This window comes from Myxococcales bacterium (assembly GCA_012517325.1).
GTDB lineage: Bacteria > Lernaellota > Lernaellaia > Lernaellales > Lernaellaceae > JAAYVF01.
In genome coordinates this window covers 1-11357 of record JAAYVF010000102.1, presented here as the reverse complement: position 1 = coordinate 11357, position 11357 = coordinate 1, and the positions used below count along the sequence as shown (strand labels likewise).

General features: G+C 61.4%; 11 protein-coding genes and 1 pseudogene. 7 read left to right on the top strand and 5 right to left on the bottom strand.

The features are described 5' to 3' along the window. The first annotated feature begins 493 nt into the window (after nucleotides 1-493). The 3 genes and pseudogenes from GX444_17870 (at nucleotide 494) to GX444_17860 (ending at nucleotide 2467) form a co-directional block, all read left to right on the top strand. Nucleotides 494-955, top strand: a pseudogene (locus tag GX444_17870) (universal stress protein). Between the two features lie 502 nt (nucleotides 956-1457). Next, nucleotides 1458-1700, top strand: a complete 243-nt coding sequence (locus GX444_17865) for a hypothetical protein (GenBank protein ID NLH50449.1) — start codon at nucleotides 1458-1460, stop codon at nucleotides 1698-1700. Beyond that, the gene (locus tag GX444_17860; GenBank protein NLH50448.1) at nucleotides 1697-2467 is read left to right on the top strand and encodes a phosphatase PAP2 family protein; all 771 of its coding nucleotides are present in this window, start codon (nucleotides 1697-1699) and stop codon (nucleotides 2465-2467) included. The genes GX444_17865 and GX444_17860 overlap by 4 nt, the downstream gene beginning before the upstream one ends. On the opposite strand, the gene GX444_17855 is transcribed toward GX444_17860, so the two are convergent. Both GX444_17855 and GX444_17850 read right to left on the bottom strand, forming a co-directional pair. Further along, nucleotides 2459-2860 (bottom strand): hypothetical protein, encoded by a 402-nt coding sequence (locus GX444_17855; GenBank protein ID NLH50447.1) that lies wholly within the window; start codon nucleotides 2858-2860, stop codon nucleotides 2459-2461. The genes GX444_17860 and GX444_17855 overlap by 9 nt on opposite strands. A gap of 3 nt (nucleotides 2861-2863) precedes the next feature. After that, complete coding sequence (locus tag GX444_17850; protein NLH50446.1) at nucleotides 2864-4684, bottom strand: carbamoyltransferase; 1821 nt, start codon at nucleotides 4682-4684, stop codon at nucleotides 2864-2866. Nucleotides 4685-4906: 222 nt separating this feature from the next. On the opposite strand from GX444_17850, the gene GX444_17845 reads away from it, so the two are divergent. The 4 genes from GX444_17845 to rimO all read left to right on the top strand — a co-directional run bounded on the left by GX444_17845 (nucleotide 4907) and on the right by rimO (nucleotide 8210). Continuing rightward, on the top strand, nucleotides 4907-5476 hold the full coding sequence (locus GX444_17845) for a hypothetical protein (protein NLH50445.1): 570 nt from the start codon (nucleotides 4907-4909) through the stop codon (nucleotides 5474-5476). A 72-nt stretch (nucleotides 5477-5548) separates the two neighbouring features. Next, the gene (locus GX444_17840; GenBank protein NLH50444.1) at nucleotides 5549-5869 is read left to right on the top strand and encodes a hypothetical protein; all 321 of its coding nucleotides are present in this window, start codon (nucleotides 5549-5551) and stop codon (nucleotides 5867-5869) included. 11 nt (nucleotides 5870-5880) lie between these two features. Continuing rightward, nucleotides 5881-6861: a 2-hydroxyacyl-CoA dehydratase gene (locus GX444_17835; protein ID NLH50443.1), complete on the top strand. Its 981-nt coding sequence runs from the start codon at nucleotides 5881-5883 to the stop codon at nucleotides 6859-6861. Continuing rightward, on the top strand, nucleotides 6858-8210 hold the full coding sequence (gene rimO, locus GX444_17830; GenBank protein NLH50442.1) for a 30S ribosomal protein S12 methylthiotransferase RimO: 1353 nt from the start codon (nucleotides 6858-6860) through the stop codon (nucleotides 8208-8210). Before GX444_17835 ends, rimO begins: the two co-directional genes overlap by 4 nt. On the opposite strand, the gene GX444_17825 is transcribed toward rimO, so the two are convergent. The 3 genes from GX444_17825 to GX444_17815 are packed head-to-tail and all read right to left on the bottom strand — an operon-like array spanning nucleotide 8199 to nucleotide 11139. Next, nucleotides 8199-8501: a hypothetical protein gene (locus GX444_17825; GenBank protein NLH50441.1), complete on the bottom strand. Its 303-nt coding sequence runs from the start codon at nucleotides 8499-8501 to the stop codon at nucleotides 8199-8201. The genes rimO and GX444_17825 overlap by 12 nt on opposite strands. An 18-nt stretch (nucleotides 8502-8519) precedes the next feature. After that, complete coding sequence (locus GX444_17820; protein ID NLH50440.1) at nucleotides 8520-10619, bottom strand: S8 family serine peptidase; 2100 nt, start codon at nucleotides 10617-10619, stop codon at nucleotides 8520-8522. A 4-nt stretch (nucleotides 10620-10623) separates the two neighbouring features. After that, nucleotides 10624-11139, bottom strand: coding sequence for a hypothetical protein (locus tag GX444_17815; protein NLH50439.1), 516 nt, complete (start codon nucleotides 11137-11139; stop codon nucleotides 10624-10626). Nucleotides 11140-11357 lie beyond the last annotated feature (218 nt).

The following is an 11357-nucleotide window of genomic DNA, read 5'->3' as shown; positions in this document are numbered from 1 at the left end:
ATCGACCATCCCACCTGACGCGCCTTCATCGCGCTGCCCTCCCAAAGCGGCCCGCGCCGCGAGCCGCCGTCCGATCGGTTCCGCCGCTCCGCGCCCTTTTCCCATCCTTACGTTGACAGTAAATATCCATACTACCGCCCGCGCTTCAAGGCAAGTGATTATTTGTATCCAAAATAAAAAATTATTTACGGATTCGATCTCCGGATTCAAGAGACGCAGTCCCTGACTTTCGGTCACCGAGATCATTTCAGTTTTTCCGGAAACCAAAATCGCCGCCCATTCTTCATGGGACAATCGAGCCGGAAATAGATGTTGTCAGGGAATAAATGATCTAGGTCACTTATGTAAACAATTCTAACTAATTGAGATTTCAATTTAATGTCCAATTGATATTGCTATTGGAGTGTGCGGCGTTACGCTATCCATGAAAGGGGGTTGCTCCGAAACGTAGGATGAGAACCTTCAAACTGTCGGATTCCGAAAGGAGGGCGTCATGTATCGCAAAATCGTCGTTCCGCTCGATGGCACGGATTTGGCGGAAACCGTGATTCCGCACGTCCTGAAGTTGGCGCAGATTTGCGAATCCCCGGATATTATCCTGGTTCGCGTCGTCGAACCGGCGCCGGCCGTCATCGGCGATTACGTCGTGAAAACGACCGAGACCACGCGGATCAACAACGCCGGCAGGGATGAGGCCGAGCAATACTTGAAAAATATCGCCGGACACGTCGATTGGGGTTTGGCCATGGTGGAAACCAAGGTGCTCGAAGGCCACCCGGCGCAAGCCATTGCCGATTTCGCTTCGACGCTCGACGACGACGTGATCGTGCTGGCCACGCATGCGCGTGCCGGGGTGAAGCGTTTTGTGCTGGGCAGCGTCGCCGATGAGATCGTCCGGGATGCCTGCGTGCCGGTGATGATGGTTCGCGCCCCGGGTTGCGCGCCGGGTCTGTAGACGGTCGAAACGCCGGTTGAATCGAAAGGGGTATAAAATGTGCTTAAAAAAATTGGACCGTGGGGGAGCACGGTCCTTCTGATCTTGGTTGCTCGGTCGCAGGCCAAAATCTAACAACCAAGAAATCGCTAAAATGAAGCTAGGGACGCCGTAAAACTTAGAGGTTCCTTTTAGTCGGGTCGGCTTATATGTGAGGATCTCTTTGTTAAAACTTTTGCTGCCGACGCCCCTAGCCCTGGTTCATTTCGTGTTTTCAAAGAACACTCATACTTTTAGCAATATTAATGCCAATCTACTGATACAGTGAGTTTTATAAGCTAACCTATTGATATTGAAAAAGAAAAACTTTTTTCGGCCGGTCCTTCGGCGTATTAATGAGTTTGAATTTCAATAAATGGACAAAATGAGGGCATTTTACCGCTGAAAATTCAGCGCTCATGCTGACATTTGCGCGGAAAAAATTCCTTGCTAAAAGAAACGCTTTGTTATTAATGAACTATTAATGAAGTTTTTGCCCGATCCGGATCATGAAAAGCTCATCAGTTGGGACCAGACGCCGGTCCGCTGGCTGATTTTCTATTATCTCACCGGGGTGATCGCCGCCGTCTATTTCATCATGGCGGAAGAGTATTTCGTCGGCCTCGTCACGCCTCATTGGATGAAAGTGGTTTTTACCGCGGCGGTGTTTCCGATCGGTTGGTCGTTGGGCAGCGTCTGGTTTTACAAACGCGGGTGGCTGCGATGAGCCCGCGTTCCTGGATCTCCCGCAACCCCGAACCGATCATCGCCGCGTTGTTGTTCGGTTTGTGGGTGTTCGGCTATTACATCGTCGGCAGCTTTTTCGATCCGGCCGACGCCTACGAATTGAACACCGTCGCAGACGAATCGATCCCCTTCGTGCCGATCTTCATTTATCCCTACCTGGCGCTGTATGCGGTATTTCTGCTACCGTTTTTTCTCGTGCGCGACCGGCAGTTTTTCCGCGTCATCGCCTGGTCCTACATCACGGTGATGATTTTCTGCTATCTGCTGTTTTGGAGCTTTCCGGTCATGATGCGGCGGCCGGAGATTCAGGTCGTCGATTTCACGCATTGGGTGATCGACACCGTGTACCGCAACGACGTGCCTGCGAATTGTTTTCCCAGCATGCACGCGGCGATGTCGATGATGTCGGCGCTTTCGATCTACCACGTCGACCGACGACGCGGGGCGATCGTCCTGTTCGTCACGATGATGATCGGCGCGTCGGCGATCCTGGTGAAACAGCATTACATCGCCGACATCCTGGCCGGTTACGCGATCGCCGCAATCAGTTTCTACGCCTACTTCAAGCAGCGGATTCTGGAAGTGATCACGCCCCGGCTGAAGCGCGTGCCGCAGGCGATCGAACACATCGTGGACGAGGCCCTGGAAAAACGGTTGGAAGGCATCATCGACCGGCGGGTGGAGGAAAAGTTCAAATCGCTGATGGCGGAATGGGAGAATTCGCGCCGGACGCCGCCGTCACCCTAAACGTTCCGTGCGGCGCCGGTCGTACGGCGTCGCGGGCCGCTCGCGCCAGTAACTGGCTTTCCCCGGCTCCCAGCGGCGATCGAAGAAGTCGACGCGCAGCAGGCGCAACACCAGCCCGACCGGCAGAAAAATCACGAGCCAAATGACGGTCAGCAGCAACCGCGTCGTGAACCAGTTCAGCTTTTGCGCCAGCCACATCCAGCCGCGGAAAACCGGTCGCACCGCGGGCTTGGCGAACAGCCCCAGCGCCACGACCAGCGCCGCGCCGCCGGCGAGATACAGCCAGAACGCCCGTTGATTGTACCAGCCCAACGCCGCGAAGCCGCCGAGCAACACGCCCAGCGCCAGGCAGAAGTTGCGGAGATCCTTGTTTTCGTCGCGTCGTTTGGCCATCGGTCAATCCGGTTTGAATTCCTTGCGCCAGTCGGCGGTTTCGTTCCAGGCGGGCTGTTCCGCCTTGTGGAGCAGATAACGGCCCAGCACCAGGGCCTCGATTTCGGTGCGCATGAAACAGCGATAGGCGTCCTCGGGGGTGCGGACGATCGGTTCGCCGCGCACGTTGAAACTGGTGTTGATGACGATCGGCACCCCGGTGCGTTTCTCGAATTCGACCAGCAGTTCATGATAGCGCGGCTGATCGACGGGGTCGACCGATTGCAGGCGTGCCGAACCGTCCACGTGGGTGATCGCCGGAACCTCGCTGCGCACGACCCGCAATTTCTCCAGCCCTTGCCGTTGCGCGTCGTCCGCGTTGATCGGCCGCAGCCGGGACGCGGCGACCGGGGCGACCAGCAGCATGTACGGGCTGGGGCGGTCGATCGCGAACCAATCGGAGATCCGCTCGACCGCGACCGTCGGCGCGAAAGGTCGGAAGCTTTCGCGGTACTTGATTTTTAGGTTCATCGTGCGCTGCATTTCGGAATCGCGGGGATCGCCCAGGATGCTGCGCGCGCCCAAGGCCCGCGGCCCGAATTCCATGCGCCCCTGAAACCAACCCACCACCTTGCCCGCCGCGAGCAGCTCGGCCGTGCGCGCGGCGACCGCGGCCGCTGCCAGGCGATGATACGGAATTTGCCGGTTTTGCAAAAACGTTTCGATTTCCGCGTCGGAGTATTCCGGCCCCAGCAGGCTGCCTTTTTGCGAATCGCGGCCCGCCGGCGAGACCGTGCGCGGCCGGTCGAGGTATTGGTACCAGGCGAACAGGGCCGCGCCCAACGCGCCGCCGGCGTCGCCGGCCGCCGGTTGAATCCAGATGTCCGCAAACGGCCCTTCCCGCAGAACGCGCCCGTTGCCGACGCAATTGAGCGAAACGCCGCCGGCGAGGCAGAGATTTTTTTCGCCGGTCTGCCGGTGAACGTGCGCCGCGGTTTTGAGCATGACTTCCTCGGTCACCACCTGAATGGAGCGCGCCAGGTCCATGTGTTCCTGCCGCAACTCGGTTTCCGGCAGCCGGCGCGGGATGCCCAACAGTTGCTCGAATCGCCGGCCGGTCATGCGCAGGCCGTGCAGGTAGGTGAAGTACTTCATGTTCAGCTTGTAGCTGCCGTCGGGCTTGATATCGATCAGGTGTTCCTTGATGAGCCCGGCGTACTTGGGTTCGCCGTAGGGCGCCAGCCCCATGACCTTGTATTCGCCGGAATTGACGCGAAAACCGAGGAAATAGGTGAACGCCGAGTACAGCATGCCGATGCTGTGCGGATAATGGATGTCGGCGCGGATATTGATTTTGTTGCCGGCCGCGGTGCCCCAACTCATCGTGGTCCATTCGCCGACGCCGTCGAAGGTGATGAAGGCGGCATGCTCGAAGGGGCTGGGAAAAAAGGCGCTGGCGGCGTGGCTTTCGTGATGTTCCGGGTAGATTTGCGGTCCGTCGTAGCCCAACTCGCGCGCGATCACCTTGGGCATCAGCAGTTTTTGCTTCATCCACAGCGGCATGGCCGCCAGAAAACTGGGCAGGCCGAGCGGCGCCTCGTTCAAATAAGTCCGCAGCAAGCGTTCGAATTTGAGAAACGGTTTGTCGTAAAACGCCACCAGGTCCACGTTTTCGACGCCGATGCCACCCGCGTGCAAAACGTAAGCCGCCGCTTCCGCCGGGAAATTGGGGTCGTGCTTCAGGCGGGTGAAACGCTCTTCCTGGGCCGCGGCGATAATCTCCCCGTCGCGCACGAGGCACGCGGAGCTATCGTGATAAAACGCACTGATTCCCAGGATATTCATGCGACGCTGCACCCTTCCGTCGCGAGATTTCGCTAACCCTGCCGGCCGAACGGACCGATCAGGTGGAAGCAGCCTTCTAGCATAGGCGGTCGCAGGGGGTCAACGCCCGGAAAGCCGGATGGTCGAAAGGCGACGAATTGCATTGACACCGGCGGCATCCTTTTTTTACGATGACTTGCGTTATCCACAATTTGCCGGTCGCTGGCGAAGGGGAGGATCTTCATGCGGCATAAGAATCTGGTGATTTTGGCGATCTTGATCGCGTTGGCGCTGGCGCTGACCGCGGGTAGCTGCGATGTCACGAAAAAACGGGTCAAGCTGCGCGATCTCGATCCCAAGCTGAAGCAGTATGAAGGCACCAAGTGGGACGGTCTGAAAAAGGAAAAAATCCGTTATGTCGTCAGCGGCAGCAAGGATGTCGACAACTGGTCGAAACAATCCGCCGTGGTCTATGCCTCGCTGATCCAAGCTGAAAACGTGATCGAAATCGCCGGCAAGGATGTTGAAAAGCTGAAGAAACAAAAGAATTCGGCCGCCGAGAAGGAAGCGGAAAAGAACGTCAAACTGGCGCAGGATATTCTGACCAAGGCGGCGGAAAGCGCGCCCGAATTGCTTTCTCAGGGTCAGGAATTGGCGAACAACTACAAAAGCCTGATCAAAGACGCGACCAAGCTGCCGGCGATCGCCTCGGCGCTGAGCGATTCGTTGTCCAACCTGGGCAAGACGATCAAGGAATCGCCGGATACCGTGAAGAAACTGACGAAGGTCGGCAAGCAACTGGCGCAACTGTAATCGTTTTTCGGTCGGCGGGCGGTTCCGGCCGGAAGCGCCCGCTCCGTTCCACCCGAGTAGTGGGAGGCCAAGGTGCAATGGGTGATCGATAACTGGGAACTGGTGGTCCTGGCCTGGGGCAACGGGAACTATTTCAACGCCTTGATCAATCCCCTCGGCCTGGGGGTGTCGGCGATTCTTTTGGTGCTCGGCCTGCTGATCGGCAATTTCCGCAAGCCGTTTCTGCTGTCGCTGTTCGCGGTATGGGTCCTGATCCCCTTGCATCACTTCACGATCGAACACACCGAAATCGATGTCGGCAACGTCACCGGATTCGGCGGGGTCGCGGTCTTTTTCATCGGGGTCGTTGTGGTTGTCGGCGTCGCCGCATATTTTGTGTTCGTACGCGAATAGCACGGCGGACCATGACCAAAAAACGTATCGGCCTCACCACTACCGTTCCGCATGAAATCATCGTCGCCGCCGGGTGTGTGCCCGTCGATCTGAACAACGTCTTCATTTCCGCCGCCGATCGCCTGGCCTGGCTGGAACGCGCCGAAAACGAGGGTTTCCCGGCCGGCATCTGCGCCTGGATCAAAGGCATCTACGCGGCCGTGCGGGCCGGTTGCGTCGACGCGGTGGTGACGGTTTTGACCGGCGACTGTACCAACACCCGGGCATTGGCCGAGGTCTTGCGCCATCGCGGTGTCGCCACCATCCCATTCGATTTTCCCTCGCAACCCGAACCGGCCGCCGTGCGGCAATCGCTGGAAGATCTGGCAGCGCGGTTCGCGGTTTCGCTCCAACAGGCCGAGCAGGTTCGCCGGCAGTGGATTCCGTTGCGCCGGAACCTGGCCGAGTTGGACCGGCTGGCGGACCAGGAGGGCCGGGTCGGGTCAGCCGAACTGCATCAATGGTTGGTGTCGGCGTCGGATTTCAACGGCGACGCGGAACGGTTCGCCGCCGAGTTGGGCGATTTTCTATCCGCAGTCGCGCGGCGGCCGATCTTGCCGCCCGCCGTTCGCCTGGCCCTGCTGGGCGTGCCGCCGATTTTCGAAAATCTGTTCGCCGCCCTGGAAGAGCGGGGCGCGCGCGTCGTTTTCGACGAGGTGCCGCGGCAGTTCGCCATGCCTTACGACTGCGCGGACCTGGTCGAGCAATTCTGCCGCTATACCTATCCCTACGATTCGACGCCGCGGCTGGCCGACCTGCGCCGGGAAGTCGACCGCCGCCGGATTCGCGCCGCCTTGCATTATCTGCAGGCCTTCTGCCATCGACAGATCGAACACATCATCATCCGGGAAAGCCTGCCGGTGCCCGTGCTCGCGCTGGAGGGCGACCGGCCGGGGCCGCTGACCGGCCAAACCCTGACGCGCCTGGACGCGTTTTTGGAGATGCTGCTTTGACTTGTTATTCCTTTCGCCTCGTCAGTCTGGGTTGCGCCAAGAATCTGGTGGACAGCGAGGGACTGGCCGGGCAATTGGTGCGCGCCGGCTGGCGGATGATCGGCGACGGTCCGGCCGATCTGGTGGTGGTCAATACGTGCGGTTTCGTCGAGGACGCCGCGCAGGAATCGGTCGATACCCTGCTGGCCGAGATCGAGGCGAAGAAGGCCGGCCGGGCCCGCTGGCTCGCCGCTGTCGGCTGCCTGCCGCAGAAGTACCGCGAGGAACTGGCCCAGGCGATGCCCGAGATCGACCTGGTGCTCGGCGTCGGCGACATGGGCCGGTTGCCGCATCTGGTCGCCGGGCTGCCGCGCCGCAAAAAGCAGGTCGCGCTGTTCGCCGATCCGGAAACGGTTTACCGGGAAAGCCAAAACCGCCTGCTGTCCACGCCGCCGTTCCGCGCCTACCTGAAGATCGCCGAGGGTTGTTCGAACCATTGCGCCTACTGCATCATCGGCCGCCTGCGCGGCCCGTACCGCAGCCGCCCGCCGGAAGCGATTCTCGCCGAAGCGGCGGCGCTGGCCGAGCGCGGCGTGAAGGAACTGAGCCTGGTGGCGCAGGATCTGACGCTTTACGGGCGCGATCTTTCGCCGCGCACGTCGCTGGTCAAACTGCTGCGCGCCCTGGATCGCGTCGCCGGAATTCGCTGGATTCGTCTTTTGTACGCGCATCCGGCGCGTGTCGACGAATCCTTGGCGCGCGCTTTGGCGTCCTGCCGCAAGGTGGCGCCGTACCTCGACGTGCCGTTTCAACACATCAGCGACCACCTGCTGCAACGGATGGGCCGCCCGCAAACCCACGCCGGTAGCCAGGCGGTCGTCGAGCGGCTGCGCCGGTGGATTCCCGACATCGCGATCCGCACCACGTTTCTCGTTGGCCACCCGGGTGAAACGGATGCCGATTTCCGCGAGTTGCTGGCGTTCGTGAAGGAAAATCGCTTTGCCCACGTCGGCGTGTTCGCCTGGTCGCCGGAAGAGGGCACGCCCTCGTATGAGCAGTCCGATTGGGTGGACGCCGAAACGCGGGTCGAACGCGCGGCCCGCTTGATGAAGGCGCAGCAGGTCATCAGCCGGCAATTATGGCGCGAGTGGCGCGGCCGCGAGGTCGAGGTGCTGATCGAGGAAACGCTGCACAAGCACTCGGGGCGGGCTTATTCGCACGTCGGCCGCGTCGCGCAACAGGCGCCGGAAGTGGACGGGGCGATCTACGTGCGCGCGCCGGCGGAAGAGAGCTGCGGGCCCGGCCAACTGGTCCGGGCGCGGGTGACGCGTTCGGACGCCTACGATTTGTTCGCCGACCTAATCCTTTAACGGGCAGTCGTCCAGGCACATTTCCAGCGAGGTGCAGAGCCGTTTGTCGGCGAAAACGCAGTCGTCGACGCAGGCCCATTCGTAGCGTTCGTCCTCGCGGCAATACCGCAAGGCGTGCTCGGCGTCCGGCCGGTCGCCTTCCCACAGCGGCAGCCGCAAATCGCATTCCTCGTAGATTTCTTCGATCAGGTCGTTGCATTCGAGGTCGGCGACCGCGTCGGTGTCGCCGTCGTCGTCGCAGGACGGCAGGGAAAGCAGCAGCAATCCGATCCAAAAAAGCGCGTGTTTCATTTCGGCCTCCCGCCGATTTCAGCAGCCGCAGCCGGAGTCCGGCGCGGAATCGTCGGCCGACTGATCGGCCGGCGTATCCTGGTCGTCATCGGTCGTATCGTCCGGCGGGGTGGTGTCGTCGTCATCGTCGCAGGATTCGTCCGCCTGATGGTCGCAATCCTCGTCGAAACCGTTGCCGCAGATTTCCGCCGCGCCGGGGTGAACGGCCGGATCGGCGTCGCTGCAGTCGTCGCCGTCGCATTGCGGGCCGGGCGAACGGTCGGCGTCCCCGTCGCAGGTCGGATCGCCGAGTATCCAGCCGGCCAGGGCGAAGGGCTGCGCGGTCGCCAGCGACGCCGCGCCGACCCGCACTTTCCAAACGCCGGCCGCGGGGGCGTCCGCTCTGACCTGTTCGACGTTGTTCCGGTGATCCTTGCCGGGCGCCGCCGCCGCGTCGGGATCGTCGGGGTCCAGGGCCCAGGGCAGGATCTCGTCGCCCGCCGGATCGATCAGGCGCAATTCGAGGTCGTTCACCAACGCCCGCGCGGCGGTTTCCGCAGCCGCCGGGTCGTCCCACACTAGTGTCACTTCCAGCGCCGGCCGGCCGGCGGGCACGGTGATTTCCCGCTCGAAAATCTCGTCCGCCGCGGCCAGTTCGCCGGTAACGAAAGCCTGTTCGGCCAGCATCACGACGGCGGCCGCCGTGTCGAGTTCGCCCCAGCCGGAGGCGTAACTCGGCCCCGGGTCTTCTAGTTCGCGCGCCGTGGCGATCAGCAAGGCTTTGACCAGCGCCGGGCTCAACTCAAGCGCCGAACGCGCGGCCAGTTCGTAAAGCAGCGCGGCCGTGCCGGTTGCTTGCGGCGCCGCCATGCTCGTGCCGCACCAGCCCGAGCCGCCGTACGAGCTGGCCGGCAGCGTCGAGACGATGTACCCAGGGTCCGGTTTGACGCAACCGACCGCCATCAGGTCGGGTTTGATCCGGCCGTCGTTCGTCGGTCCTCGGCTGGAATAAAAACTGACTTGCCGGCCGTCGTCGGTGCTGCCCACCGCGATGATGTTCTTCGCCGTGGCCGGGGGCGGAATGCTGCCGTAGCCGTCGCGGAGCGCGATGCCGCAGTCGTCCGCCGCGCCCATGTTGCCGCCGGCGAAGGAAATGCCGATCGGCGCGCCGTCCTCGCCGGCCACCGCTCGGTCGAATTCCGCCGTGTACGAATCGTACGCCCCGAGGTATTCGCAATTGGCCTCGGAATCGTCGATGAAATAGACCCAACTGTTGTTGATCCAGCTCGCGTTGCGTTCCAAAGCCTGGGGCAGATCCATCACCGGATCGTCGTACCGCCAGGCGAAGACGCGGACCCGCGGCGCGACGCCGCGATAAAGGCCGTCGCTCAACGCGCCGTTGCCGGCCATCGTTCCGCCAACGTGGGTGGAGTGGTCGCTGGCGTCGCCGTCCGCCAGGTTGGTCGTTCGCCCCGCCAGATCCGCGTGCAGCACCCGGCCTTCGTCCCACATCGCCACGGAAACGCCGTCGCCGCTGAGATTCCAGGGCTCGTCCTGCGCGAAGTCCGCGCCGATGATCCGCCGGACGTGGTTGTTGGCCGGAGCGCGCGCCGGCATGGCCGGAGCGACGGCCCAGACGTCGGGATCGGCCAGCAGGCGGGCCAAATCGTCGCCTTGCGCCGCCTTGACCGGCGCGATTCCACCGCCGCGCCGCGCAAGGTATTCGGTTTGACCGCGGGCGCTTTCCAGGCCGACGGTTTTCTTCGCGGCCGGCGGGAGGATTCCGCACCATTTGACATAAGACGGGCGGGGCGGGTTCGCGGCGGCGGGCAGGACGATCCAGCCGTCGGGCGGCACGGGGGCGAGCCAGAGCAGCCCATCGCGTTGCGGCCGGCGGCCCGCCGGCAACGCCGGGGCGCGGGCGGTTCGCACCAGGAACGGATGCCCGGCCGACAACAATCGGCGCCATTCGCCGTTCAGGATTTTCGACGGCAAGTCGGGCGCGGACACGTCGCCGCCGATGAATCGCAGCGCCGGCGCGGGCTTCGCGGAGGTTTGCAAAGGCAGCAAAGCCAGCAAGAGAAAGGCGATGAACGCCGGTCGGAACGAGGAAAAAATCCGGCCGGGTCGCGGGGCCATGATCCTAGAAGGTCGCCGGCTTGCCCGTGCTCACATTGAATTCGTAAACCAGGCTGGCTTCGAAGTGGTCGACGGTCTGCTGGACGTTTTCCTCCTCGTAGGTCAACGACAGGCGGAAATCGAGCAGAATCGGGACGGTTAAAATTTGCGGAATGTAAAAGTAAAAGCTGTTGGTATCGCGGTCGACGGTGAATTCCTGTACGAACGAATCCGCTTTGATCGCGTTTTCGTTGATCAATTCCAGCCGGCCGGTCAGTACGGCGTTGTCGAAGCGGGCCAGATCGTCCAGGAAGACTTCGCATTTGATCCGCGTACCGACCAGGCCGTCGTGGTCGGAAAATTTCGCGTAGCCGATCCCTTCGTCCTGGACGAAGCCGAAAACTTCATCCTGATCGACCCGCAAAGTGATCTGAACCGAATCGTCGGCGACGGTATCGTCCTCTCCATCGTCTTCGTTGCAGGCCGCGAGCGCCAGACAAGCGAAAAGCAACATCAGCAACCAGCCATTCAACCTGCGCATATCATTCTCCGCGTACCTCGGTTGTCGAATTACTTTCGTATTGCACCCGCCGCCTCGTGTCAACGGCAGGGTCTTTTGGTGTTTATACTTAGGCAATATGTCCCCTTAACTGTGCAGCAAAAATGTCCCCTTGGTTACGTAGAGTTCGGAGCCGAGGCCTGATAGACCCACGTCCAGTTGGTTGTTCCCTTTCGATTTTCCGTTTTGCATCGGGCTTT

Coding starts and splice junctions, on each gene's coding strand:
- GX444_17835 (NLH50443.1), top strand. CDS start 5,881: ATGACCAAAAAACGTATCGGCCTCACCACTACCGTTCCGCATGAAATC.
- GX444_17815 (NLH50439.1), bottom strand. CDS start 11,139: ATGCGCAGGTTGAATGGCTGGTTGCTGATGTTGCTTTTCGCTTGTCTG.
- GX444_17825 (NLH50441.1), bottom strand. CDS start 8,501: ATGAAACACGCGCTTTTTTGGATCGGATTGCTGCTGCTTTCCCTGCCG.
- GX444_17820 (NLH50440.1), bottom strand. CDS start 10,619: ATGGCCCCGCGACCCGGCCGGATTTTTTCCTCGTTCCGACCGGCGTTC.
- GX444_17850 (NLH50446.1), bottom strand. CDS start 4,684: ATGAATATCCTGGGAATCAGTGCGTTTTATCACGATAGCTCCGCGTGC.
- GX444_17860 (NLH50448.1), top strand. CDS start 1,697: ATGAGCCCGCGTTCCTGGATCTCCCGCAACCCCGAACCGATCATCGCC.
- GX444_17845 (NLH50445.1), top strand. CDS start 4,907: ATGCGGCATAAGAATCTGGTGATTTTGGCGATCTTGATCGCGTTGGCG.
- GX444_17865 (NLH50449.1), top strand. CDS start 1,458: ATGAAGTTTTTGCCCGATCCGGATCATGAAAAGCTCATCAGTTGGGAC.
- GX444_17855 (NLH50447.1), bottom strand. CDS start 2,860: ATGGCCAAACGACGCGACGAAAACAAGGATCTCCGCAACTTCTGCCTG.